The 26,412-nt window shown below is 44.0% G+C and carries 23 protein-coding genes; 3 read left to right on the forward strand and 20 right to left on the reverse strand.

The window, feature by feature from the left end:
* The first annotated feature begins 481 nt into the window (after positions 1-481).
* Positions 482-1,273 (forward strand): cytochrome C assembly family protein, encoded by a 792-nt coding sequence (locus tag IEY18_RS01555; protein ID WP_188917138.1) that lies wholly within the window; start codon positions 482-484, stop codon positions 1,271-1,273.
* 110 nt (positions 1,274-1,383) lie between these two features.
* Positions 1,384-2,658, forward strand: a complete 1,275-nt coding sequence (locus IEY18_RS01560) for an HlyC/CorC family transporter (protein ID WP_188917141.1) — start codon at positions 1,384-1,386, stop codon at positions 2,656-2,658.
* 159 nt (positions 2,659-2,817) lie between these two features.
* Here IEY18_RS01560 and IEY18_RS01565 read toward each other — a convergent pair whose 3' ends face one another.
* The 16 genes from IEY18_RS01565 to rpoE form a co-directional block, all read right to left on the reverse strand.
* On the reverse strand, positions 2,818-4,875 hold the full coding sequence (locus IEY18_RS01565) for a putative bifunctional diguanylate cyclase/phosphodiesterase (RefSeq protein WP_188917143.1): 2,058 nt from the start codon (positions 4,873-4,875) through the stop codon (positions 2,818-2,820).
* A gap of 4 nt (positions 4,876-4,879) precedes the next feature.
* Positions 4,880-5,407: a YfiR family protein gene (locus tag IEY18_RS01570; protein WP_188917145.1), complete on the reverse strand. Its 528-nt coding sequence runs from the start codon at positions 5,405-5,407 to the stop codon at positions 4,880-4,882.
* A 7-nt stretch (positions 5,408-5,414) separates the two neighbouring features.
* Complete coding sequence (locus tag IEY18_RS01575; protein WP_373290706.1) at positions 5,415-7,466, reverse strand: TonB-dependent receptor plug domain-containing protein; 2,052 nt, start codon at positions 7,464-7,466, stop codon at positions 5,415-5,417.
* Positions 7,467-7,729: 263 nt separating this feature from the next.
* A complete protein-coding gene (locus IEY18_RS01580) occupies positions 7,730-10,633 on the reverse strand; it encodes an alkaline phosphatase family protein (RefSeq protein WP_229779690.1) in 2,904 nt (967 codons plus the stop codon).
* Positions 10,634-10,813: 180 nt separating this feature from the next.
* The gene (locus IEY18_RS01585; RefSeq protein WP_188917149.1) at positions 10,814-11,350 is read right to left on the reverse strand and encodes an Mpo1 family 2-hydroxy fatty acid dioxygenase; all 537 of its coding nucleotides are present in this window, start codon (positions 11,348-11,350) and stop codon (positions 10,814-10,816) included.
* Between the two features lie 110 nt (positions 11,351-11,460).
* A complete protein-coding gene (acpS, locus tag IEY18_RS01590) occupies positions 11,461-11,835 on the reverse strand; it encodes a holo-ACP synthase (RefSeq protein ID WP_188917151.1) in 375 nt (124 codons plus the stop codon).
* Positions 11,836-11,839: 4 nt separating this feature from the next.
* Positions 11,840-12,577 (reverse strand): pyridoxine 5'-phosphate synthase, encoded by a 738-nt coding sequence (pdxJ, locus tag IEY18_RS01595; protein WP_188917153.1) that lies wholly within the window; start codon positions 12,575-12,577, stop codon positions 11,840-11,842.
* 95 nt (positions 12,578-12,672) lie between these two features.
* The gene (recO, locus tag IEY18_RS01600) at positions 12,673-13,377 is read right to left on the reverse strand and encodes a DNA repair protein RecO (RefSeq protein WP_188917155.1); all 705 of its coding nucleotides are present in this window, start codon (positions 13,375-13,377) and stop codon (positions 12,673-12,675) included.
* Positions 13,378-13,387: 10 nt separating this feature from the next.
* On the reverse strand, positions 13,388-14,389 hold the full coding sequence (era, locus tag IEY18_RS01605) for a GTPase Era (protein ID WP_188917157.1): 1,002 nt from the start codon (positions 14,387-14,389) through the stop codon (positions 13,388-13,390).
* Positions 14,386-15,066: a ribonuclease III gene (gene rnc, locus IEY18_RS01610; protein ID WP_188917870.1), complete on the reverse strand. Its 681-nt coding sequence runs from the start codon at positions 15,064-15,066 to the stop codon at positions 14,386-14,388. Before rnc ends, era begins: the two co-directional genes overlap by 4 nt.
* A gap of 1 nt (position 15,067) precedes the next feature.
* A complete protein-coding gene (gene lepB, locus IEY18_RS01615) occupies positions 15,068-15,982 on the reverse strand; it encodes a signal peptidase I (RefSeq protein WP_188917159.1) in 915 nt (304 codons plus the stop codon).
* 285 nt (positions 15,983-16,267) lie between these two features.
* On the reverse strand, positions 16,268-18,058 hold the full coding sequence (gene lepA, locus IEY18_RS01620; protein WP_188917161.1) for a translation elongation factor 4: 1,791 nt from the start codon (positions 18,056-18,058) through the stop codon (positions 16,268-16,270).
* Between the two features lie 206 nt (positions 18,059-18,264).
* A complete protein-coding gene (locus IEY18_RS01625; RefSeq protein ID WP_188917163.1) occupies positions 18,265-18,729 on the reverse strand; it encodes a SoxR reducing system RseC family protein in 465 nt (154 codons plus the stop codon).
* Between the two features lie 6 nt (positions 18,730-18,735).
* Positions 18,736-19,704 carry a MucB/RseB C-terminal domain-containing protein gene (locus IEY18_RS01630; protein WP_188917165.1) on the reverse strand — a complete coding sequence of 323 codons (969 nt, stop codon included), beginning with the start codon at positions 19,702-19,704 and terminating at the stop codon, positions 18,736-18,738.
* 141 nt (positions 19,705-19,845) lie between these two features.
* Positions 19,846-20,526 (reverse strand): sigma-E factor negative regulatory protein, encoded by a 681-nt coding sequence (locus tag IEY18_RS01635; RefSeq protein ID WP_188917167.1) that lies wholly within the window; start codon positions 20,524-20,526, stop codon positions 19,846-19,848.
* 25 nt (positions 20,527-20,551) lie between these two features.
* Positions 20,552-21,130 carry an RNA polymerase sigma factor RpoE gene (gene rpoE, locus IEY18_RS01640; protein ID WP_188917169.1) on the reverse strand — a complete coding sequence of 193 codons (579 nt, stop codon included), beginning with the start codon at positions 21,128-21,130 and terminating at the stop codon, positions 20,552-20,554.
* 177 nt (positions 21,131-21,307) lie between these two features.
* Here rpoE and nadB point away from each other — a divergent pair, with 177 nt between their 5' ends.
* Positions 21,308-22,921 (forward strand): L-aspartate oxidase, encoded by a 1,614-nt coding sequence (gene nadB / locus IEY18_RS01645; protein ID WP_188917171.1) that lies wholly within the window; start codon positions 21,308-21,310, stop codon positions 22,919-22,921.
* A gap of 156 nt (positions 22,922-23,077) precedes the next feature.
* Here nadB and IEY18_RS17485 read toward each other — a convergent pair whose 3' ends face one another.
* From IEY18_RS17485 to nhaA, 4 genes are all read right to left on the reverse strand, one after another.
* Positions 23,078-23,530: a protein YgfX gene (locus IEY18_RS17485; protein ID WP_373290696.1), complete on the reverse strand. Its 453-nt coding sequence runs from the start codon at positions 23,528-23,530 to the stop codon at positions 23,078-23,080.
* Positions 23,511-23,759, reverse strand: coding sequence for an FAD assembly factor SdhE (locus IEY18_RS01650; protein ID WP_188917173.1), 249 nt, complete (start codon positions 23,757-23,759; stop codon positions 23,511-23,513). The genes IEY18_RS17485 and IEY18_RS01650 overlap by 20 nt, the downstream gene beginning before the upstream one ends.
* A gap of 62 nt (positions 23,760-23,821) precedes the next feature.
* Positions 23,822-24,730: a transcriptional activator NhaR gene (gene nhaR / locus IEY18_RS01655; protein ID WP_188917175.1), complete on the reverse strand. Its 909-nt coding sequence runs from the start codon at positions 24,728-24,730 to the stop codon at positions 23,822-23,824.
* A 434-nt stretch (positions 24,731-25,164) separates the two neighbouring features.
* On the reverse strand, positions 25,165-26,343 hold the full coding sequence (gene nhaA / locus IEY18_RS01660) for a Na+/H+ antiporter NhaA (RefSeq protein WP_188917178.1): 1,179 nt from the start codon (positions 26,341-26,343) through the stop codon (positions 25,165-25,167).
* Positions 26,344-26,412: the final 69 nt, after the last annotated feature.

Raw genomic sequence — 26,412 nt, forward strand, 5'->3', positions numbered from 1 at the left:
ATTAATGGGCTGGTATTATAGCGATGCCAGTATAATATGCCACCGCGATACGCAACTTGTGCTGAAGCAAGCTGAGTTTTATTGGCTAGCTCTCATTCTGAAATCATGGAATTTGGCAATTTTTGTTAATATTCAATCAAGGTAAGTTCGCTACACTGCGTCATCGCATGTTTGATTCGTAGTACAGCAAAGAATCCATACTGTTTACGCCCATAGAAATTAAGCGAATCAAATAGTAACTGCTAAAATTTGCCATTGATATCACTGCCCAAACTCCTTTGGGTCATGTTATCCTATGCATAGAAGTAAGTGTCTTGATTTCATCAAGATCACGGTTGGATAACAACCGGGGTTGTCATGCAATTTATGAGTTGTATATCGTTTCTTACAAAATGGTACACAATTGACTTCAAGACATTCAGAGTTGCCCTTTCGCAACACTGAATTCGTCATTCACAATTATTAAATAGGTTCTAACCCAATGGCCATCCTTTCCGCATCAGCTTTGTTGTTTTATTGCATCGCACTGGTCTTAGTGACAAGTAGACTTTTTCATGCTGACGGCCCCAATCGCAAACTTGTTGCCGCATCAGCCGCTGTCGCCGTTGTTCTGCATGGTTTTATCCTATATCAAGCTATCTTTACCCAAGAAGGCCAAAACTTCAGCATTACCAATGTTATTTCTTCTGTCAGTTGGATTATTGCTTTTACTTTTACCCTTGTGATGTCTCGCATCAAGGTCATCGTTGTCGTGCCCGTTGTGTTTGCACTTTCAATGATGTCTGTCGCTTTAATGTGGTTACTGCCACCAAAATATATAACGCAATTCGATGCAAATCCTGCGGTGCTGACCCATGTGGTTTTGTCATTAGTCGCATACAGCGCGCTCATGATTGCCGCGCTTTATGCGATTCAGCTGTCCTTTATTCAGAAAAAACTGAAGCAAAAGCAATTTATGCTTAGCCCTGCAATTCCGCCGCTGATGACGGTCGAAAAACAGCTGTATCACCTCGTTATAATGGGCCTCATTATGTTAAGCTTATCCCTTGCCACTGGCTTTATCTTCCTTGAAGACATGTTTGGTGATGGTAAAGGCCACAAAGCCATTCTATCGATAATGGCTTGGTGTGTGTATGTCGCAATGCTGTGGCAACACTTCAAAGTCGGCTGCAGAATTCGCACAGCAGTCCTCTACACTTTAACTGGCGCATCTTTACTAACCCTCGCTTATTTTGGCGCGAGAGTTGTGAAGGAAGTCATTCTTATTCAATAACTTATTGTTTATTTCGTTAAAGAGGTGAATTGAATAAATTTTCACCTCTGTTGACATCCCCACAAAATATCAGTATCTACATAGTTTCTTAACCACAATGGAGCCCCTTTTTGGACGCTATCTCTACCAGCGCGTTACTGTTTTTCCTATTTATCTTGATTTTGATCTCGGCTTACTTCTCGGGTTCAGAAACAGCAATGATGACACTCAACCGCTATCGTTTACGGCATTTGGCGTCCAATAATCATAAAGGAGCACTGCGAGCATCAAAGCTTCTTGAGCGTCCTGATCGCTTAATTGGCCTCATTCTCATCGGCAATAACTTAGTTAATATTCTCGCGTCTGCAATTGCGACGATTATCGGAATTCGTTTATGGGGAGATGTTGGCGTTGCTATTGCAACTGGAGCCTTGACCTTAGTGGTCCTTATTTTTGCCGAGGTGACACCAAAGACAATTGCCGCATTGCACCCTGAGCGCATAGCTTTCCCATCCAGCTTTTTGCTGCGAGGGTTGCTCATCGTACTCCTGCCGCTCGTAAAAACCGTCAACTTGATCACGTCCGGCTTCTTGCGACTTTTTGGCGTGCGCTCTGTAACCACCCAAGATGCACTCAGCCAGGAAGAACTAAGAACCGTGGTACACGAAGCTGGAGCCTTGATCCCGCAACGTCACCAAGACATGCTTATTTCAATCTTAGATTTAGAAAAAGTCACGGTTGAAGACATTATGGTGCCGCGGTCTGAAATCTATGCCATTAATATTAACGATGATTTTAAGAGCATTAATAAGCAAGTATTTCTAAGCCCAAATACCCGCGTATTACTGTACCGAGATAATATTGATGATGCCGTTGGTTTTGTGCATCTACGTGATGCCTTAAGGTTGCAGTCTAAAGAACAGTTTAGTAAATCTTCATTACTTCGCGCAGTGAAAGAGCTCTACTTTATTCCGGAAGGTACACCACTCAATGTTCAGCTCACCAACTTCCAGCAAAATAAAGAAAAAATTGGTATCGTGGTAGACGAGTATGGCGATATTCAAGGCCTTGTCACTCTGAGTGATATCCTCGAAGAAATCGTCGGCGACTTTACAACCTCAATGGCTCCCGCCGCCAGTGAAGATGTTAATATTCAGCAAGATGGTAGCTATTTAATTGATGCTACAGTGAACATTCGGGAACTCAATAAGGAGATGGATTGGCAATTCCCCACAGATGGTCCCAAAACGTTGAATGGCCTGATCCTCGAATATGTCGAAGATATCCCGCCTCCGAATACAAGTATGCGCCTTGCAGGTTATCCAGTCGAAGTCATCGACGTAGCAGATAACATGGTGAAAACCGTTCGTGTTATTCCCGAGCAATATGAGCCACCAGCAACTTAAAGCTTTGGCACATATGAGAATAAAAAAGGCACCTTTCGGTGCCTTTTTACAAGTTCAATCCTTGCGCCGCTGACCGCTCTATAACGATATATCAATCGTTTAATCGCAATAGACAAATACCGGTACGCTTTATATCAACACACTTTGTTGATTGAACAACTAGCCAGAAATCCGTTTAGTTTTAACGGGAGCACCTTCCACATAAGATTCATAGAACGCTTGTGCTGGCATCGGCTTAGCAAACAGGAATCCTTGCAGGTAATCACAAGCAAGCTGTTGCAGCAGTTGTTGCTGAACTTCAGTTTCGACCCCTTCTGCGACCACTAAGACCTCAAGGTTATGTGCCATGGTAATAATCGCTCGGATCAATGCAACACTGCTCTCATTCGTTTGCAAATCTTGTATGAACGAGCGGTCAATTTTGAGTACATCAATATCCAGTTTTTGTAGATAGGCTAAAGAAGAGTAGCCAACGCCAAAATCATCAATGGCGATATTAATTCCATGCTGACTTAACCGTTCAATTTGTTCTTGAATTGGCGAGCTTAAGTCCATCAAGGTATTTTCAGTAACTTCTAAAAGAATGGCTTGTGGAGGCAAATCTTTGGCCGCGGTTTGCTCAATCCACGCATTTGCCCAATTTCCCCCTTGGTCAATCTGCAAGGGCGATGTATTAACACTGATTTGCACAACGTGGCCGGTTTTTTCATACCATGTTGCAGCATCTGAAATGGCCTGTTTACGAACCCAGTCTCCAATTAACCCTATCAAACCGCTACTTTCCGCAACTTCGATAAACTCCCCTGGTGAAACGAGTCCGCGTTTGGGGTGATTCCAGCGGATCAAGGCTTCAGCTTTCGCGGCACATTGTCCATCAAGACTAAAAATAGGCTGGTAATACAATTCAAATTGTTCTTCCCGAATTGCAATTCTTAAGTCTTCAATCAATCGGCGTTTTTCCAGTGCTTCATCTTCCATAAGGTAAGAGAAAAACTCATACCGATTTCGACCTTTATTCTTAGACAAATACATAGCCTGATCCGCATGTTTCACTAAGGAGTCAACCGTTGTTCCGTCGCTTGGGAAAAAGGTAAGCCCGATACTGCCAGTCACATATATTTCTTCATTCTTAATCATGAAGCGTTGCATTAAGCTTGTTTTGACAACCTCTGCAATTTGGCAAGCTCTGCCCTGCTCACAAATGCCTTCTATGATCAAAGTAAACTCATCTCCGCCCAGCCGTGCGACAGTATCTTTGCTTCGAACACATCGAGTTAAACGTTTCGCAACCTTCTTGAGCAGCAAATCACCATAGTCATGACCAAGGGTATCATTGACCTCTTTGAACCCATCGAGATCTAAAAAAATCAACGCAAATTTCATATCTTTGGTGTCGATTAATGACTGGAGTTTTTCATAGAAAAAACGACGATTGGGCAAGTGTGTTAGACCATCTTTATAGGCATATTCGTGCAATTGCACGTTAGCTGCTTCTAACTCTTCAGTGCGCTCCTTCACTTGGCTTTCGAGTAACTTATCGCGCTGCTCAATTGTATGTAACATCCCATTAAAGCAGGAGGTTAAATCAGCGATTTCATCTTGAGATAGTTCTTGCGCTCGCAGGCTATAATCATTTGAAGTCGTTACATTTTCAGCAACACTCGCTAAATGTAATAACGGATTTAGAAAGCGTTTTCGAAGGAGTAGAGATAAGAAGAAGCTCACACCAAACGTCACAAACAACAGTAACAGTAAAAACTGACTGTAGAACGCTACGTGCTCTTTGACATAGCTATCATCGGCTTGGATCCGAAGGAAGCCATAGTCTTGCCCCTCAAGGCTTAATACCGTTGTAATGAGAACGGTTTCTGTCGGATCTTGCGCCACTTGCGCATCCGAATTCGAGCCTTGCGCAGCAATTGCGAGTGTATTGCCCTGCGGGCCAGTCACACTGACAGAAACAACATCAGAACGCAGCAAAATTGGATTGATAAGCTCTTGAATGGCATCCTGATCATCAAATAACACAGCTGCAGTAATATTTGCGGCAAGCATTTCACCTAAGGTATTTAAACTCGCAACTTGTTCACGCTTTGCAGTGCTAAGTTCATACGCACTAAACACCGATGCGACCATAGCAGTCGATACAATCGCAACGCTCATTAAGATGAATAGCAGCTTCTTACTAATCGTATTTAAAGAGAAGAGTTGCTTCATCGCATCACCTCTCCAACACTCGGCCTAAACGCAAAACGCGGGAGCTCATCGAGATCCCGGAGAGCTTTAGTTTTTTAGGGGAAACTTCAAAACGGATCTTACCGCCTGATAGGAAGAATCGAATTTGTCCCCCGGCTTCGATAAAACCTTCACTCTCTCCGACCACCATAACGTTATATAATTCTTTATTGTCCACACCTGCCCACGCCGGCATTGTCGCAGCGGTAATGAACAATAAACTACATGATTCAAGCGATTGAGCAGTTAAATCGACAACGATAGATTCAATTGGTGCGCCACTTACTTTTTGCCCTTTAAGAACTTTACCTGCAACCTCAATAAAACTCGCATCTGGACTGCATATAGAAAATGCTGGCGATGCCGCAGGCTCAGGGCTCCACTCGCCATAACGAGCAAAGTTAAATAAAAAACCAGCCTTTAACGCGTACTCTTTATCAACTGCAGCAACACTCTCACCTAAAAGCAAGAGTGTTAAGAGCAATCCGCTAAACAGCCTTTTCAACGTTCTCATCGCTCCCTTAAAAATCAGCAGTGATTTTGATGGTATAGCTTTCATCAATGAAATTGGCAATCGTGTAGGTTTCAGAGGTATTGCCATATTCAACATGAGAACCAGCAAACAGGTTTTTACCTGTCAATGACAGTTTCCATACTGAATTAAGTTGCCAATTCCAAGCAATATCCATCGCCGTGAATGTGTCCGTTTGATATGCATCGCTATTTTCCACTCGCACTGTAGCAAATACATTGTGATGTTCTAAAAAATCTACATCAGCTTTTGCAAATAACTGTCGGCTCGTTGAATCAAAGCCGATCGCAGGGAACGTATCATCGGGCATATCGTACTCAAACGTATTATAGCTATAACCCAATTCGCCACTAAAATAGTCAGTTGGCTGCCACGACAAGACAATATCGACTCCCTCGGTCATCAACTCAGCTTCAGAAACCACATTAAAATCAATCCGAGTTTCGCTTAATGCTTGTACCGCTTCGTTAACCATCCCTAATTGCAACAATGCGAGCGCGGGAATGAACTGCTCTAAGTTTGGATCAGAGCGGATGACAGCAACATCTTCAGCTAAGGTATGATAAGCAGATACGTCCAAGGCCCATTGTGCCTTCGATATACGATAACCCAGCTCATATGACAGCGACGTCTCCGGCTTAACGGCATCATTACCATTTAAGAATGTTTTGACACGATACGCATCAATTAAAGGCACGCCCGTCGGCATCACCTCACCGATTCTTCGACCTTGAACCGCAAAGTTATCATTAAATTCAATTAAGGTAGGTATACGAACGGTTTGTGAGATCGAAGTCCACAATGCCTGTTGCTCACTAAAGGTCCACATCATACGGGCGAGCGGTTGTGTCTCCCATCCGGTTAACTCATTGTGCTCACTCTTGGCACCAAAGATCAGTGAAAGTTCGTCAGGGATGAGTGCCACTTGAGCTTGAATAAACGCACCATACTGCTCTAATGCATCATATTCACGATCACTGGTTAAAAATACGCTTTCATCGAACTCAACAACGTTTTTGCGGTAATTAACGCCCCAGTCGATTTGCCAATCATCGACTAAAAAGTTCATTTGATAATCTAAATCGAGCGCTTCATATTCTTCTTGCAAAAATGCTTGGGTGCCGCTCTGCTTTAACCAAGATGCCTGCAGCATCTGATTCGCATCTGCAGAAATGCGATTCTCAACCCGCGCCATAAAGCGTGCATCTGTCCGTTCAAGAATTCCGCTACGCGCAATATTTGCATTCGTTTCATCAAGTACACCACGATAATTCTGACCTAAATCAGACTCTGTCAAATTGCCTTGGATCATCACTGACCATTCATCACTGGGCGTCAAGTCCATTCGCGCACCAAAAGAATGCTGCTCAGTCGTATCCACAGGTGCGACTTCTATACCTTTTGACGAACGGTTACCATCACGCACATGGCCATGGATACGATAACTGCCTTTATTGCTAATATCGCCACCATAACGAAGGTTTGCATCGAAATTAATTTGATCACCAGCACTAATGTCGGCGTGTAAGCCTCGGGAATCAATGCTGTTTTTGGTAATTATATTAATCACTCCATTATTGGCATTGGTTCCCCATAACTGCCCACCTTGACCACGAATCACTTCAATTCGTTCAATGTCATACAGCGGAACGTTCAAGGTTTCCCAATAAACCGCCGCAAATTTAGGCGTGTAAAAGCTCTGGCCATCGACCATGACAAGCATTTTGCTGGAAAATCGTGATGCGACGCCTCGAGCAGAAATAGCCCATTGATTATTATCAAGCTGCCGAACAGCAAGGCCAGGCACCATTTTTAATGCTTCGGGAATTGATGTTGCCCCTGACCGTACAATTTGCTCATTGGTTAATACATAAATCGAGGATGCGGTTTCAAATGCAGATTGCGCACGCTTCATCGCTGAAGTGACTTGCACATCCATTGCCATGAGAGCATCGAGGTCTAAATCAGGCAGAGTATCTTCTGCACTGACTAATGGGGATATAACAAATAATGAACAGACTAACTTTGACAAAATCTTCAATGGACTGCCTCCGACCAGTGTCATAAAACTGAAACATTCCATTGTATTGCGTATTGCATTCCAAAAGATATATCTAATATATTTTAGCGATATCTAGTTCACAAAAACTCGTAGCAACTTACTTAATATTAGTGGAAAAAATCAATTCGTGGGTAACAAAGCCAGATGCCACAAGCATCAAACCTTGCGTTAAACACGGATTTTGTATGCAAGTATAGAAAGCTTATGCCGCTACATCTCATTATCTTGCGTTAATATTGCAATTATTTGATCTGCAACACAGGATAGCCCCAACCCTTCTCTCCAGCATGCACAGGTTCTTGGGTTAAGTACTGATAAATCGTTGGTGCAAGGGAACCATTTTCGCCAACACTCAATCTTGGCTTATCCTGCGCCACACCAGCGCCCCACAGTCCAATGAAAGCATCTTTTTCTAGGTAACTCTCTCCTGCGTGACGTCCGGGTACTTTTGTGTTGTAACCCATGCCTGGTAACGGGAATAGGTTGATAGTCCCCGCCCTGGGCTCTTGATATAGCTGAATCAATTGATTTACCGAATCAGGTTTCGGTGAACCGAGGCTCACCTCTCGCCACTGAGCGGCAGTGCACCACTTTTGCTGTTGGCTGTGAGAGAGGCATGTTTGAATTAACTCCTGACGCCAAGCCGATGCAACCGTCGACGCAGGATTCAAATAGACGTTGTTATCTCGAACACCAAGTAATACAGGCTCACTTGCCGTGAGTGAATAATAGCTGATGAACTTGTCTTTCAATTCAATTATTTCATCATGACGCTTGCCATATCGATGGCCGACAAGGCGAACTTTACAAGACAAGTCACCACAATCATCTTCGCGCACTACCATATAATCAAGAGAGTCTTTCAGCCGCATAGCGAGTTCATCAACTAAGGGAATACTTAAGATCGGTGCCGTATCATTCAGTGGCGCCTTTACCTTGTTGTGGCTGGCGGCAATTGGTCGCCACTGTTGTAGCTCAGAGTACTGCGGCTGAACATGCCAGCCCTGACTCGAATTAAACAAATCAAGCATATAATTGCCGCCTGCAGTGGAAGCAACCACAATGTCAACATCTCTCATACTCGGAGGATTCATCGCGTTCGTTAGCTTTGGCCCTTCACCCTCGTCAGATGAAATTTTACGGACTTCTATTGCTACGTCGTACTCGGCTGCAAGAGGCTCAAGCGCAACCTCTTCTGGATTTATGATTTGATAAACTGGCGTTAAACCATGGTCTCCTGCCATTCCCCAAAGCGTTTTGTCAGCAACACCAGCATGTGTATACGCATTGCTATATTGCTGCAACCAATAATCCAGTCGATTCAGCTCTCCGGTCGGCGCAATTATTTCGTCACTAAATGGCCCTTTAAAGTGAGCAAAATGATCAGGCCACGGATTATAAATTAACGTATAGTCTGGTAGGCCGTTAAAAGCGATATCACCATAATCATTCAGCGCCTCAAGCAACTCCCAATAAAGGGTGAATTTTGCAAAAAAACGCCAATTCGACATCGAACTAAACCGCTCGATTTGTGCTAATAGCTTTGCTCGATGTTGCCTCAGCTTTACCTCGGCTTTGCCACGTACTTGTAACTCTCTTAAACAACGTTTTTCACCGAAATCTCGCTGTTTCTCACCAATAGCAAGATTTAACAGCGCATCGTAACTTGTATGCGCATACCAATCATATTGTGCATTGCAGTTCAGTGTATTTAGATGATGTAAACGCTCAAACATCGTTTTGACTTGGTTCTCTTCGACTAAACGATCTAACTGCAATGCATCGTTACCATAGAAGTAATAAGCGCGATCTTTATCTCGATCCACAAAATGGAAGTTAGGAATACCAGTCCCCATTTCCCCAGAAACTTTCGCTCCTGTTTTAACTATCGGTAAATTGCGCACTGAGATCGTTGGCGTAGACGCAATACCATGCTGAACTATCCCAGCACGCTGTGTGCGATAGAGTTGCTTAAAGAATGGTAGGTAATGCGCATCCTCATAGGGTGATTGCAAGCGCTGAAGGAAGTCCACTTGCTGCGTATACGTTATAGGCTTCATCCCAGCCGAAGTGGATTGAGACTGTAGCTTATGCTGAGCAAATGCTTGCTGGATAAATGGGAAGTGAGGATTGACTAACCCCTCAAGCAAGCCTTGCTGCAATCCATCAACAACAATTTGCACAGCGAGTTTTCTTTCATTCTGTGACTGCAAAAACTCAACGACGTCATGGGGGGTTTGCTTAAAACTTGAGTTGAGCCAAGCTTTTAATTGCTGCTTGCGGTGAATTTCATTCGCATACTGTCGATACGCTTTTAAAACATTTAACCGAACAAAGTCTATTAAGCTGACCGTGACGGCTTCTGCTGTATTCTCATCCTCAACGACATGCTGCACAGCTTGTTTGATATCGCCGTCATCCATGGAGCTCAACAATTTTTTTAAAGCGTCAATTAGAATAGGACGAACTTGCTCAATAACCTTTTGATCTGCTGCGGAATTTGTTAAATATTGATAATGCTCGGGTAGCTGACCATCGTCTTGCCAAGTACCAATGTCTACCAGCGCATCATAAACAATCAAAATTGCACTTATCGTGTCACGACTCAATGGAAACACAGACTTGTGTTCACCAGCTGGAGCAGTATGCTCTGACTCAGCAAAGCTAGACTCAGTGATTTGAAATAGAGAATGCTCATATTGAGTTAACGCTGCTGGCGAATAGTTTTGCTGCATATACGCCTTGAACAGATCCCCTTCAGCGACGCCAGTATAGCGGTCATAAAACATCCGCAAAAAATAAACCAGTGGGATAGCATAGGTTGGGTCAGAAATTTGCACTAACAGCCGCTGTTTTAGCTGGCGATCAATGGGAAGCGTTAATATATAAGCATCTAACGTCATACCAGCAACAAGAAAAACACTCGTATCTCGAACCAGTCGTTGTGAAAACTGCCAAGTATCCTGTAGCTGGTTTTTAAGCACGCCGGCGTACGTGATGACTCCACCAAAAATAGGGACATCTTTTAAACTTGGCTTTGCCACAGCAGAAAGGCTCCAAAGCATCGCTGGGAGCATGGTCGCAACCCCAAACGTCAGCACACGCTTCACATAGTGATTTCGCACCATTCTGGCCGTAAACTTCATGCTTTCTCCGAATTCAATTCTACGCCCTTTAATTGAGAGCATAGTAATCCACAAAGCTAAACAATTGAAGTGTTTAGAATAAATTGCAACCACTGTGGTTTTAGTCACATAGTCTCAATTGACACGCAAAGGTAAAAATAGATTCAACTTGAGGCGATCGCGCCTCACTCACCTCGTCAGTCACGAAGCCACATCTTTTTTTCTTGCAGCTTCAAGTGCGCGACGCTTCTCGATAGCTAAAGGCTTAATCGTTTGCGCGAGCTGCTGCTCTAAGCCAAACATAAAGTAGAGTTCCGCCATAAGGAAAAATGGGCCAATTAACAATTGATTTATATCATCTGCAAATGCTGGTTTTGCCTTCTCATAATGATGCCCTACAAATTGTATCGCCCATGCAATAATAAACACGCTCACGGCAATCCAAATCGCGTACTCGCTTTGCGCTACCCATGCACTTGTGAGCAAAACAGGAAGAATAAATAGAGTTAAGCCAAACGCCAGTTTTACATGCAAAATAAAATAGTAAACAAGAACAACTGCTGCAAATACCACGGCAAGGCTTATCGACACACCAACGCCCAAATCAAAATCAACGAGACTTAGTGCCAAAAACAGTGACCAAATAATAAGTGGAACGCCAACAAAATGGGTCTGAATATTCTTCGGGTTAAGGTGCACGCTTTTATATGTGGCGAGTTGTTCTACAGCAGATTTCATATCGCAATTCCTTGCCTTGTCATTATTAGTATTTTCTTAATCTACTCGATTCTTAGCAAACAAAAAAGGCGCCATTGGCGCCTTTCATCTTTGTAAACAGTTAGAGCATCCTACTCTATGACCACTGTCGCAGTCACATAATGTTGTTCATCTGCAATCGACAGAAATAACTGCATCCCACCTATTTGCTTTAATCGCGCTGTGGCACCACCATTTAATGTGATGACAGGCGCTCCGAAATCGTTATTAGACACATCAATATGCTGAAATGACACACCACGGCCAATTCCCGTTCCCAAAGCCTTGGCTGCCGCTTCTTTTGCAGCAAACCGCTTCGCAAAATAACGCACCGGTTGCTGACTGCTCGCGAAAATTGCCTGCTCATGTGGTGTAAGTACACGCTCAACAAGCCGAGGGCTTCGCTGAATTGCAGCATCTATTCGAGCGATCTCAACAATATCGGTGCCAAGCCCTACAATTGCCATTGCGTTATTCTCCGCGGCGGCCTTCAATCATTAATTGCTTCATATCTCGCACTGCTTTGTCTAAACCATCAATTGCAGCACGCGCGACGATAGCATGACCAATGTTTAACTCATACAACTCTGGAATTGCAGCTATGGGTTTGACATTGTGATAATGCAACCCATGACCAGCATTCACGACTAACCCTTGCGCATGAGCATATGTTGCCATCGTACGGATCCGTTCAAACTCGGCTAATTGCTCTGCATCAGTTTGGGCGTCGGCGTAACAGCCTGTATGGATCTCAATATAAGGCGCACCAACCGCAACAGCCGCATCTATTTGCGTCTGGTCTGCATCAATAAACAGTGACACCTTAATTCCGGCCTCAGTGAGTCGCATCACGGCTTGCTTCATTTTCTCGAGTTGTCCGGCTACATCGAGCCCCCCCTCAGTCGTTAACTCCTCGCGCTTTTCTGGCACTAGGCAGACATAAGCAGGTTTCACTTCACAGGCGATTGAGAGCATCTCTTCGGTGACCGCAATCTCAAGGTTCATGCGGGTTTTTAGCGTCTTTGCCAAGGTGTATACATCACGATCGATAATATGGCGGCGATCTTCGCGCAAATGAATCGTAATCCCTTCAGCGCCCGCATGCTCTGCAACGGCTGCAGCATGAATTGGGTCAGGGTAGTTTGTGCCTCGGGCCTGGCGCAAAGTCGCGATATGATCGATATTGACGCCCAATAGAATTCTGCTCAACGGATACTCCTTGGTCATAGTGTGAGGCTCATTAAGATTCTAGTTTGCATTGTACTGTGAGCCCTTTGAAATTACATCGAAGACTTGTAAATAATTCAACTCGAACTTTGTTGGAACAGTTGCCGGCTAGCAAGTGGTTTACCACCTAGGAGTGGGCTGAACAACGAACGCATCAAGTACTTCGCTTGACGCTCATACTTTAAATTCAATTGCTGGCGCTGGAGTTGAAGCAACATTTCTCCCTGAAAAATTTGACTCGCTTCTTGCGTATATTTCTGGTTTTCTCGAGCCATAGTGACCGGTTGAAACCCCTGTTCTAGTTGCAGACAGTATAAGTTTTCTGCGCAAATATCATCACCATAAACATCGATATTTAAAGCTGGCATCGCACCGAGTTCAAGCAGCAGCGCTTTCTCAAAATATCGCAAATCTGCTTGCTGAAATGACGAGGCTAACGCCATCAGGGTTTGGTGGTAACTTACAAAAAGGTTTTCCGCACCGTGGTATGAGCTGAGACAACGAACACATAACTCATTCAAATACATTGCTGCGTATAGTGGATTGCCTTGAATTGGGACTGCTGGTGATGCGGGTTCGATTTGATAGGCGTTTTTTAATTCAGACTTGCCAGAAATTTCAAATAATAGGGGTTGAAACGGTTGAATAATACTTTTAATCGACCGCTTCCCAGAACCGAGCCTAGCTACGGCATCCACCCGTCCAACCCCATCAACAAGCAAGTTAAGCAAAACACTTGTTTCGCGGTAGGGCCGGTGGTGCAGAATATAGCCGCGCTTCATCGGCGTTTAACTATTCTTCGCCATAACCTAGACTGCGTAATGCCCGTTCGTCATCAGCCCAGCCCGATTTAACTTTGACCCAAACTTCTAAGAAGACTTTGTTATCAAATAGCTCTTCCATATCTATCCGTGCTTGAGTCGCTATTGTACGAATACGCTCACCATTTTTACCAATGACCATTCGCTTCTGACCTTTTCTCTCCACAAGAATAAGCGCATTGATTTGATAAACCCCATTCTCCATCATTTTAAACTGTTCAATTTCAACAGTTGCATCATAGGGCAACTCATCGCCAAGAAAACGCATCAGCTTTTCACGAACAATTTCTGAAGCCATAAAGCGCTGAGAGCGGTCTGTGACATAATCTTCTGGAAAATAATGCGGGCACTCAGGCAGGCACTCCTTTGCGAGTTCCATGATCCGAGTGACATTCGTGCCTTTCGTTGCGGAAATAGGAAGAATTTCATCAAACTCGAACTTTTTAGAAATTGCTTCTAAGTATGGGAAAAGTGACTCTTTATCCTCGATATTATCAACTTTATTAATGGCGAGAATCACCTTACGCTCTTCTTCTCCGCCACCAAGCTTCTTTAATACCATTTCGTCATCATCGGTCCATGTCATTCCGTCAACAACAAACACGACCATCGCGGCATCGCCTAATGAACTTGCGGCAGCACGGTTCATCAAGCGGTTAATGGCTCGTTTTTCTTCGATATGCAGACCTGGCGTATCGACAAAAACGATTTGTGTATCCCCTTCAGTATGGATCCCCATAATACGGTGACGCGTTGTTTGTGGTTTTTTCGAGGTAATACTGACCTTTTGCTGCAAAAGACGATTGAGCAAGGTTGACTTACCCACATTGGGGCGACCAACGATCGCCACCATACCGCAATACGTCACCTCAAAATTAGGCGTCGCATTATCTTGATTCATCTGTGCTAACAAATCATCTAGACTTGGTTCCTGTTCGGGGACTCCCGCTGGCAAGTCTGTTTTTTTGGTCATTTTTTCAGTAACTCCAATACCTGAGCCGCCGCTATCTGCTCAGCTTTTCTTCTTGAGGGTGCCACACCGATAACGGCATCTTTTAAGCCGTCGATACGACACTCTACGGTAAATGTTTGATCATGTGCCTCACCTTCTACACTGACGACTTGGTAAACAGGCAGAGGCTTTTTAAAACCTTGTAAGTGCTCTTGCAAACGAGTTTTGGCATCTTTTTGATTTACACCAGGCTGAATTTCTTCAAGCCGCTTGGCATACCACTCCAGCAAAATAATGCGTATTTTCTCGAGATCAGAATCAAGATAAATGGCGCCAATAATGGCCTCGACGGCATCGGCTAAAATAGATTCACGGCGAAAGCCGCCACTCTTTAACTCACCAGGTCCTAATTTTAAATAATCGCCTAATTTAAATTCTTGTGCGATTTTGGCCAATGTATCACCACGTACAAGTGTTGCTCGCATACGGCTCAAGTCTCCCTCTGTCGCTTTGGGAAACTGGTGATAAAGCGCATCTGAAATCACAATGGAGAGTATTGAATCTCCGAGGAATTCAAGGCGCTCATTATGCTTATTCGCTGCGCTACGATGAGTCAGCGCTTGCTTTAAAAAATCAAGGTTATTAAATTCATAACCCAATGTTCGACATAATCGAGGAAAGTTTTTCACCGGCTCCATTTTAAATAATTCCACCTACACGGCTAAAGCGAACATTGGTCGGCAACCAAGTTGGGAGAAAATCAGATGGCTGATTTCCAAATTCAAAACTAATCCATATTGCGGTCGCTTTACCGACTAAGTTTTCTTCAGGAACAAACCCCCAGAATCGACTGTCAGTACTATTATCACGGTTATCACCCATGACAAAATACTGACCTTCAGGCACAACAAACTCGCCCGCTTTTAAGCCTGGCGCTCGATGGTAGTAGCCAATGGGGTCCGGGCGTCTTGGGTTCACTAAAATATCATGGGTAACATCACCCAATTGCTCTTCAAAGCGTAATAAAGACACGCCACGCTGCTTAAACTCACCTTCGTTCACAGCGCTTCGCTGGATTAGCTTAGGCTTTGGACAATTCGTCGGAGCTTTACAAGCTTCTTGAATATAGAGCTGTTTATTACGATAGATAACTTTGTCACCTGGTAGGCCAATCACCCGTTTGATGTAATCAATTCGCGTATCTTCAGGAAATTTAAACACAACCACATCACCGCGTTTGGGGTCATCCATATCCACTAATTGATTACGCCAAACCGGATCTTTCAATCCATAAGTAAACTTTTCGACGAGAATAAAATCACCCACCAACAGTGTCGGCATCATTGAGCCCGATGGTATTTGAAACGGTTCATATAAGAATGAACGCAAAATCAAAACAAAGGTAATCACAGGAAAAATTGATCGGGCCGTTTCAACAACAACAGGCTCTTGGGTAATTTTATCTGCTACTTCTTCGGTGATTGTTGCTTCTGTTGCTTGCGCTACAGCAAGGCGCTCTCGCCGCTTAGGTGCCCACAACATGGCATCAACAGCCCAGATAAGACCACTGCCCAAGGTCACTAATACCAAAATAATGGAAAAATAGGCTGCCATGTATTTCTAACTCCCGCCTGAAAATGAAAAAGGGATAATCAACCCTTATGTAAAGCTATCTTAACAAGTCGCGTTATCGAGTTGCAAAAGCCAGAAGCACATCTGTGATGGCTCTGATAACACGTCACATTATTCTAACGAAATAGTCGCACTAGCCTGAACTTTAGATTGTATGTAAATCTTTCTATCACGCGATTAAATCACTCAATACCAAAAGGCTAAAAACAATTAAAGCGCCGCAAGTAGCGGCGCCTTAATCTCTTGATTTCAAAAGGTCAGACTGAATTAATCGCTTAATTTAAGCACGGCAAGGAAGGCTTCTTGTGGAACTTCCACATTACCGACTTGCTTCATGCGTTTCTTACCTTCTTTTTGCTTACTCAATAGTTTTTTCTTACGTGAAACATCACCACCATAACATTTTGCAGTAACGTCTTTACGCATTGCTTTCACGTTAGAACGCGCGATAATCTGGCTACCAACAGCCGCTTGAATCGCGATATCGAACATCTGTCGTGGAATCAGCTCTTTCATCTTCTCAACCAATGCGATACCACGATGACGAATATTAGAACGATGGATCACCATTGCTAGCGCATCCACACGATCGCCATTAATTAAAATATCTAAGCGCACCATATCTGCCGGTTCAAAGCGAATGAAGTTATATTCCAATGACGCGTAGCCACGACTGGTTGATTTTAATCGGTCAAAGAAGTCCATCACAACTTCAGCCATCGGCAATTCGTACGTTACGGCAACTTGGTTGCCGTGATAAACCATATTGGTTTGTACGCCGCGTTTTTCAACACATAAGGTGATCACATTACCCAAATAGTCTTTTGGCACCAGCATATTAGCTTCAACAATCGGCTCTCGAATCTCTTCAATATTGTTGATTGCTGGTAAACCCGATGGATTATCAACATATAAAACTTCACCATTGGTCATTTGTACTTCATAAACAACCGTTGGCGCAGTAGTGATCAGGTCAAGGTTATACTCACGCTCTAAACGCTCTTGAATGATCTCCATGTGCAACAGGCCAAGGTAACCAATCCGGAAACCAAACCCTAACGCCGAGGATGACTCTGGTTCGAAAAACAGCGATGCATCATTCAAACTAAGTTTATTGAGCGCTTCACGGAAGCTTTCAAACTCATCCGTAGAAATCGGGAATACACCCGCATAAACTTGAGGCGTAACCTTTTTGAATCCTGGCAATGGCTCTTCAGCACCATGCTTAGCATGTGTCAGCGTGTCACCAACTGGCGCACCATGGATCTCTTTAATTCCAGAAATCACAAAACCTACTTCACCGGCTTTGAGCTCCGGTGTATCGGTTTGCTTTGGTGTGAATATACCTACGCGGTCAGCGTTATAGTTTTGACCAGTCGACATCACTTTAAATTTGTCACCTTTCTTCAAGATGCCATTTTTAATACGCACCAATGAAACAACGCCAAGATAGCTATCGAACCATGAATCAATAATCAAGGCCTGCAAGGGACCGTCAAGGTCGCCTTCTGGTGGTGGAATATCGGCGACTATGGTTTCAAGTACATCTTCAATACCTAAACCCGTTTTCGCAGAGCAACGCACCGCATCGACAGCGTCAATGCCAACAATGTCTTCAATTTCTTCTGCTACACGCTCTGGATCAGCCTGTGGCAAATCAATTTTGTTTAAGATCGGGACAACATCAAGATCCATCTCAAGCGCTGTATAACAGTTTGCAAGGGTTTGTGCTTCTACGCCTTGTCCAGCGTCTACGACTAGCAAAGCACCTTCACACGCTGCCAGCGAGCGTGACACTTCATAAGAAAAGTCAACGTGGCCAGGTGTATCAATGAAGTTTAACTGGTAAGTTTCACCGTCTTTCGCTTTGTACTCGAGCGTTACACTCTGCGCTTTAATCGTAATGCCGCGCTCACGCTCGATCTCCATGGAGTCTAGTACCTGAGCCGCCATTTCACGGTTTGAAAGACCACCACAATCCTGGATCAAGCGATCAGACAAGGTCGATTTGCCATGGTCAATATGGGCAATAATTGAGAAGTTTCTTATGTGTTTCATTATGCTGTTATGACTACACTCAAAATGGATTGAAAATCAAAAGTGCAAAATTGTACCTGATCACAGCGCTAATACCAACGAGAATTGCTGTGAATCGCCAAAAGCAGGCTTAATTGATTATTTCTATGCGAACTTGGTTTCAAGCACTGTATCAATCTTTATCAAGGCTAAGTGTGGCGATAGCAGCTTCTGAGGTGAACTCTGATTTAACCCCGCTGTAAGCTCATTTCACGACCGAGATTCGCGATAACAATTGGGGTGGCATCTTTTTCTAATTGCGCTGCGCGTTTTTTGGCATATCGCCAGCTTAAATAACCACTGGTCACTGCCAGCAAAGCAACAAATAATTCATGAACTAAACCCAATACTGGTAACACCATATTCGCAATACTACCAATCAATAAAAAACCAATGATCGGCATTAGATAAATCAATGCTGCAGCCTTCAAAATAACACTTTCAGGTAACCCTATCCGTAATAGATCACCCGCAGAACACGGCTCTGAGCAAGGTAAAGAAAACTGTTGTGTTTTTCGACTAAACGCTTTGGCAACAGCAGAAGTGCCACATGACTCTTGGCTGTTGCAATGGTTACAGGCACTTTTCACTTCAACCTCAACCTGAGCCCAACCATCCTGATAAGACACAACACGGGCAATCTCTTCCATCATAGGCCGTTATTCCAGAGTCAAGCTTTGAGCTAAACGACTTAAGGTTGCAGGAGGAACTTTTCCCACAGCGACGACTTCCACATTACCAACCCGTTCTGTCGCAATTGACAATCCATTGGTTGCCACTAGCTCATTGGGTAAAGGCGTTTCACCAGCACGCGCAACATAAACTGAAATACTTGCAAGTCCATCACTGAGCGCAATATATTCCACACTCGAATCGCTACCCATTAAGCGACGGAGATCTCTAACCACAACTTCAAAACCACCTGGCATCCATTGAAACTGCCAATCTTGCCCTTGTTGGCGCTCGGTATGGTTCATGACTAGCGGCCACTTCTGTTTATAAGCCTCTAAAAGAAGCGATGGCGTCTCTTGTAGAACGATGAGTTCTACCGCCAAAATCTGCTCAAGTAATTGACGTTCACTACTGATCATATCAAAGCGTAAAGGTAGGAAATGCTCCATATCGAGCCAGATTTGGTAACCAAAGCGATGTGGATCATTCGGTAAGATGCGGATGACTTGACCGGGTCGACCTGCGATACGACTCCGGCCTCCTAAAACAAATTGATATCCCTGTTCAAGCCGCTCAATGTTAGCAGCAAAAACGGCGGGCCATAACCCTTCGATCCGCCCACCGGACACGCTGTAAGGAGGCTTATCGTGCTCAATAAATGTAATCGTATTGTTAACTCTAACAGCGTTCTTCGGAGGACCATTGAGGTACTCTAAAAACGCAACTTCTTGCTCTTGTACTCTCCCGTGTAGATAAACCATAGGTTTGATCTGATCGGCATCTAACTTTATGAGCGACAATTTAAACTGTTGCTGTTGCAATGCATGACTCATATTTCGCAGCCAGGCTTTCGCGGAGAGATTTTCAAACGCAGCCGTTTTTGACTCTTCTTCATTTTGCTGTTCAGCGAAACTAGAAAAACTTAGGGCTAGGAAGGCTAGTAGTAAGAGACGCAAACTCACTCCTCGTCAATTGATCAGCAAAGTACCGACTCTGAATTTTACTATTGTCATATATAACAACACCTGTATTCAACTCCCGATGCAAATCCTAGATTTGCTAAGAACCAAATACAGGTGCGTTCTAGAAAGGTGAAATTACTTTTGCGGCTCTTCTTGAGCTTTCTCTGATTTATGTTGGTGCAAAGCCGCTGTATTTAACTTTTGCTGTAACATATGGTCTTGAATATAGGTGTTGATACGTCGGCGCTGCTCATTTAACTGAGCTTCACTGTAGCCTTGACTCGCATTCTGGCTCGTCGCTTTAGGTTGCCCAGTTTGCAAACTCACAGGAGAGGCACTACCAATCAATGGGCGAGTATTCAACACAGGAAGTGGAGACGACTCAATGTCTGCAGGCACGTTATAATTTTGAACACCTATCACCGCGACTAAAGCAACGCTCGCTGCAATAGCATATTGGCCAAGCTGCTTAAATAATGGCACAACATTAGACGGTTTTGCCGTCGGCGCTATATCTAAGCCAACCACACTGGCAGGATTACCTTCTACTACATCACTCAATTCATCGCTGGAAACAGGCTTATTGGCATGACCAGGAGCCACAATTGAAGGCTCTTTTTCTATCGCATCGGCAATGCTTTGCGTTAAATCAAGCGACAACGCTGGTGGTAGCTCACCACGGATCGTATCACCAATTAAATGATAATTTTGCCATTTTTCTTGAGCGTCTTTGTCTTGTGACAAATGAGCAAGATCTTGCTCACTAGCTTCACCATCAACCACTGATGAAACCCACTCTTGACCTAATTTATCCATTCTTCACCTGTCTAAATAAAAGGTTTTATTGTTCCAGCAATGGCTGCAACTTTTTATCGATGGCTTCACGAGCGCGAAAAATTCGCGATCGAACTGTGCCAACAGGGCACTCCATCACATTGGCAATTTCTTCGTAACTCATCCCATCAAGTTCTCGGAGAGATATCGCCATTTTGAGCTCTTCTGGTAATGTATCTAGCGTATCGAAAACGACTTGCCTAATTTCATCTGACAAGACTAAGCGTTCAGGAGAGGCGACCTCTCTTAACGCATTACCACTGTCATAATATTCAGCATCCTCGACATCGATATCATTCGCAGGCGCTCGACGTCCTTGCGAAACCAGATGGTTCTTTGCCGTATTCACTGCAATTCGATACAGCCAAGTATAGAACGCACTTTCACCGCGGAAGTTAGGCAATGCACGGTATGCTTTTATAAAAGCCTCTTGTGCAACATCTGCAACATCCGCTTGATTTCGCACATATCGCGAAATCAGGTTCAGAACCTTACTTTGGTACTTTTGCACCAACAGGTTAAATGCGTTCTTATCTCCCTGTTGAACCCGCTCAACTAATTGTTTATCTGTTAATTGTCCACTCATCCGAGCCGACTACTCCTAAATCTGTAATGCTGATTTCTCAGTCGCTCGAATCATATGCACATATGTAGACTAACGTTGTCTGAAAAAGTTCTATTTATTTTAAATATTCTTGAATATACCCATAAACCACGTCTTGGTTTACCATAGCGCTTATGCTTATCAATACTATGATACCTGATGAAACAGTTCGTTGAACACCAATCTGACATATTGGTTATTGGCAGCGGTGCCGCTGGCCTTACTCTTGCGCTTCACCTAGCAGAAAAAGCTAAGGTTATTTTGCTTTCCAAAGGACCACTTTTTGAAGGTTCCACATACTACGCGCAAGGCGGGATCGCATCAGTATTTGACGAAACCGATACTGTCGAATCCCATGTTGATGATACCTTAATCGCTGGCGCAGGCCTGTGTCACAAACCTGTTGTCAGTTATACAGCAGAAAATGCTCGAAGTGCGATGCAATGGCTTATTGATTGCGGAGTCGCTTTTGATAAAGAAGAATCCACTTCCGGTGACAATCAAAATGCACCGTATCATCTTACACGGGAGGGCGGGCATAGCCATCGACGCATCTTACATGCCGCTGATGCGACCGGTCGAGAAGTCCAAAATACTTTACAAGCCCGCGCGCTCTCGCATCCAAACATTACCGTTTTACAAAGATATAATGCTATCGATTTGGTGACCACACGTAAACTCGGCTTATCAGGCAACCGCGTGTTAGGCGCTTATGTTTGGAATCGCGAACTGGAACAAGTCGAAACCGTCAAAGCTCGATTTGTAACGCTGGCAACCGGCGGCTGTTCGAAAGTATATCAGTACACATCGAACCCAGATATTGCATCTGGAGACGGTATAGCAATGGCGTGGCGCGCTGGTTGCAGAGTTGCCAATATGGAGTTCAATCAATTCCACCCAACGTGCTTGTATCATGCAGATGCTAGAAACTTTTTGCTGACGGAGGCACTTCGAGGTGAAGGGGCCATACTTGTTCGCCCTGATGGCAGTCGATTTATGCCAGAATTTGATGAGCGTGCAGAACTCGCTCCAAGAGACATCGTAGCGCGTGCAATTGACTTTGAAATGAAGCGACTCGGTGTAGATTGTGTCTATTTAGATATTAGTCATAAATCCGAAGCGTTCATTACCAAGCACTTCCCAACCATTCACCAACGGTGTGTAGAGCTCGGAATCGACATTACCAAAGAGCCGATTCCAGTCGTCCCTGCTGCGCACTATACCTGTGGCGGTGTCATGACCGACTTAACTGGTCAGACGGATTTGAATGGTTTATACGCCATCGGTGAAGTCGCCTATACCGGTTTACATGGTGCTAACCGACTGGCAAGTAACTCTTTGTTGGAATGTTTGGTCTTTGCTCGAGCTGCGGCCCATGATATTGAAGGTTCATTAAATAAAACCATCGACATCGCTGAGATCCCTGCGTGGGACGAAAGCCAAGTGTCCAACTCCGACGAAGAGGTAATCATTGCCCATAACTGGCACGAATTAAGATTATTTATGTGGGATTATGTCGGCATTGTACGAAGCGACAAACGTTTAGAGCGCGCTTTAAGACGTTGTAATATGCTACAGCAGGAAATACACGAATATTACAGTCACTTCAGAGTCAGTAATAATTTACTGGAGCTTCGTAATTTAGTGCAAGTAGCGGAACTCATTATTCGCTGTGCAATGGAACGTAAAGAAAGCCGAGGCTTGCATTATAATATTGACCACCCTCTGCAAGTCGACAGCCCTACCCCGACAATTTTGCAGCCCAATACTTAAGCCCTAGATGACCATTAACCGGCAGCAACTCAGCTTGCTGCCAAAAATCAACCAACGTTTCAACTGTTCAAGATTCAACAGCTTTCAAAACTAATGTCGAGCAGGAGATCAATCTCTACGCTTGACAGTAATTCACTCTATAGACGCAACGACAACCTAAATATTTATAGGTTTTGAGTTGATCAAGATTCGACTTAAGTGCCGATATTGTTTCGTCGGTAACATATCCTGCCAAATAATGATCAGCTGCTTACCCCCCCTTTGGCTTTTATGATGAAAGCGAATATAGAAACAGCATGCTAAGGGAGTAACCCAACGCCTTGAAGCCAATTCAAACTCAAGCGGTTCTGAATCAGAATGACGTCTTAGCTTGCCCTGCCCGTCCATATTTAACATGAGTTGGCACTGCCAAAACTGTAGCTGCCACAATTGCCAACCAAAAAAAGAACATAAGAAAAAACAGCTTAACCAAAACATCGCGAGCTCAAAGTGATTAACTACCGGGGGCCAAGCTAGCATCGAAGTCAAACAGACCGCGCCGAGCACCAGCCATGCTAGCCGTTGCTGAAAAGAAGCAACAACTCGAATGTTAAGGTGCTGCGCGTCCACGAACTTTCACAATCATATCTGCAAGCGCTTGATCTGGGCATTGTTCATGCCCCATAAACCAAGCAAATAATTCTGGGTCTTCACACTCTAACAACCGAATAAAGTCTGATTTTCCCTGGTCATCGAGATGCTGATATTGATTCTCTACAAAAGGCTGGAATAATACATCAAGCTCTAACATACCTCGGCGACACGCCCATCTAACTCTCGCAATATCCATCAATTGCACAATAGCAACTCCCGTTCAAAATCTAAAAAATGCTTCACTAGTTTAGCAGCTCCAAATGCAAGCTAAAACTGTTGTGATTGAATATCTTGCCCTGAAAAAAGCTCTGTAAAGTCAGTTTCTAGAAGACGCTTAACCGCTGGGTGCTGAATCATCCGCTCCGCAAACATGACATGATATTCTTCTTTTATCTCATCGGTTTGTCCAATTAAAGCCACACCATGGGCTAAGATGTCTTGCTGATAAATAGAAGGCGCGACAAAAATCCCTTGTTTAAAATAGCCGAAAGCTTTCATCATCGCAGCATCATCAAACTCCCCTAGAATACTGACCTGAAGTTGGCAAGCATCAAACCATCGATAAAGCTGCTGACCAAGAGAAGTTTTAATTCCGGGGATCAAAAGCTTATCTTGCTCTAGGCACTGAGGAAATGGCTTAGAATATTGCCGCGATGAAAAAAAACTGATGCCGCACTCACCTAACTTTTTTGACAATATTTCGGGGTACTTTAGAGATTCGCCAGCACAATCGGAAAGGATCATATCGAGTTTGTGCGCTCGCAATTTTTCAATTAAATGCTCATGAGTGGACTCGTAACATGCCAAATGCATGGTGCCGTCGCTCGGCACGACTGACAACAGCACCCGACTTGACAATGCTTTTGATAAAGCATCAGCAATACCAACTTCAAACAAAGTCGACTTATTCTTTTGGTAATTCAATAAGTCCACCATTTCATAGCTGAGGCTAAACATTTTATCAGCGTAACGATAAACTACTTCCCCCAGTTCAGTGGGCGCCAGTTTCCGACCAACACGCTTAAACAAGCGTCCATCTAGGCGTTGTTCAAGAGCACGTATCTGCCCAGTGACAGTTTGTGGTGCCAAAAATAATGCCTCTGCCGCTTTGCTCACAGAGCCTTTTTTATGAACCATCCAAAAATAGTACAAGTGATTGTAATTTAGGTGCTTCATGCGCTCCTCTGCCTAAAACGCTACTGAACTATTTGGCAGTCTAACAGGTTTTGTACAATATCCGTCAACTGCTGTTGGTGTTCAACTTTGAACTGTGTTTCGGTTTCAATCACACCGGCTTTGATCACCTGCAGACATGGAACTATGACTCGTAAGAAGTGGTATAAGCTTATTGAAAGTGCATTTCAGAGCGGTATGCTCGCATCCGATTGTCATCGTCATAACAGCCAACACGTGAAGCAATAGATTTATATATATCTAAGCACACCATCGATGATTCCTTCCCCATTAGGCTATCGTTGGATGGAGCTTCCACCCAATGGATAAGCTTTCAGCGATTCGACATCAGCAATTGACATGCTGAGAGTCAACCGCAGCAAATCGTTGACAGGATAATCGATATATTCATATCCATTATCCTGCAATTTTTTGAATTAAACTGATTTAGGCTCGGTGTTGGGCAGCACTTTGGCTAACCAAACATATCCAATTAATGCTGAAGCAAGTGAGCCAACTAAAATTCCTAGTCGTGCTAAGTCACTATAAGCTTCTCCGCCATGCTCAAATGCAAGGGAGGCGATAAACATAGACATGGTAAAGCCCACACCACACATCACCGCTACAGGCGCTATGTGCTGCCACCCAATTCCTTTGGGTAATTCCGCCCATTTCAATTTAACGGCCATATAACTCATTAGCATTACACCCAGAGGCTTACCAACGAGCAAGCCTAAAGCAATACCCACAGGTACCGGTGAAACAATATCCGTCAATTGCATACCACTTAAGTCAACACCAGCATTAGCAAACGCAAATAAAGGTAGAATTAAAAAGGTACTCCATGGGTGAATACTATGTTCCAGCTTCTCCGATGGCGAACTCCCATCTTTTGCTCGCAGTGGAATACAGAATGCGATAATGACACCAGCCAGAGTTGCGTGAACCCCTGATTTCAAAACTGCAACCCAAAGTACCGCGCCAAGCATTCCATATGGACCTAGTGCCGTTACCCCTTTACGGTTTAAGGCCACTAAACCTACAATCGCAATACTTGCAATAAGAAGGCTCATCATCGACAAGTCACTGCTGTAAAACAGTGCGATAATCACAACCACACCCAAATCATCAATAATGGCCAACGCCAATAAGAAAATTTTAAGAGCAACTGGCACACGACTGCCTAGCAAAGCCATGATGCCAAGGGCAAACGCAATATCAGTCGCGGCAGGAATCGCCCATCCGACTTTTGTGGTTGGGTCGCCACTGTTAAACATTAAGTAAATTAACGCAGGAAATATCATGCCACCAATAGCAGCAAACGTAGGAAGTGATGCTTGCGCCCTAGTGGAAAGTGCGCCTTCTAAAAGCTCTCGTTTAACCTCTAAACCTATGAGCAAAAAGAAGATAGCCATTAAACCGTCGTTTATCCAAAGTAAAAGTGGTTTATTTATATCTAGTGCACCAACACGAACTTGCATTGGCGTATCTAAAAAAGTTAAGTAATAACTCGCAAATGGTGAGTTCGCCAATAACATCGCCACGACAACCGCAAGCATAAGTAAAATGCCCCCAGCAGATTCCTGACTTAAAAAGTTTTTAATTGCCCGTTCCATGAATTCCTCCAATTTGAATTGGGGTAGTCTAATGGCTGCAATGACACATGAATAATCGATAGTTCAAGC

This window comes from Shewanella gelidii (assembly GCF_014647855.1).
Taxonomy (GTDB): domain Bacteria; phylum Pseudomonadota; class Gammaproteobacteria; order Enterobacterales; family Shewanellaceae; genus Shewanella; species Shewanella gelidii.